The sequence below is a fragment of the Candidatus Nanopusillus massiliensis genome, from assembly GCF_920984865.1.
On sequence record NZ_OV100765.1, the window covers coordinates 554,942 to 555,368 of the forward strand.

Annotated in this window: 1 protein-coding gene; it reads left to right on the forward strand. The window is 19.9% G+C overall.

Annotated elements, in window-relative coordinates; all coding sequences use genetic code 11:
* Positions 1–154 precede the first annotated feature (154 nt).
* The gene (locus tag LUA84_RS03670) at positions 155–385 is read left to right on the forward strand and encodes a hypothetical protein (protein ID WP_231434494.1); all 231 of its coding nucleotides are present in this window, start codon (positions 155–157) and stop codon (positions 383–385) included.
* The last annotated feature ends 42 nt before the right edge of the window (positions 386–427 follow it).

Consider the following 427-nt stretch of genomic DNA (forward strand, 5'->3'; position numbering starts at 1 on the left):
ATTATTATAACAAATTTACCATATTTAGTCTCATTTTTTTCTTTATTTTTTATATTTAAAAGATTCTTAAATATTATTCATGAAGATTTAGGACATAAAAATACTATAATTGCAGTAATAATATCTGCAATCACTACATATCTCTTTTTGCCTTTTGTTATACCTAGTATTAATTATTGCATTTATAATAAAAGTATTTAGAATTGGTAAATCTAAATTGGAAAGTTTTAAAGAAAACTTAGGCAAGATTAATCCTGGATTAAGGGGTATTTTCTCAAGAGCAACATCAGATATTAGGGATTTTGATAAAAATACAAATAAAATTCTAAAAGATATAAATAAAATAGATAAAATAATAAATTATCCTCCCATAAAAACTTATTAAATTCTATAGAAAAAGATATAGAAACTTTAAATAATATAATAT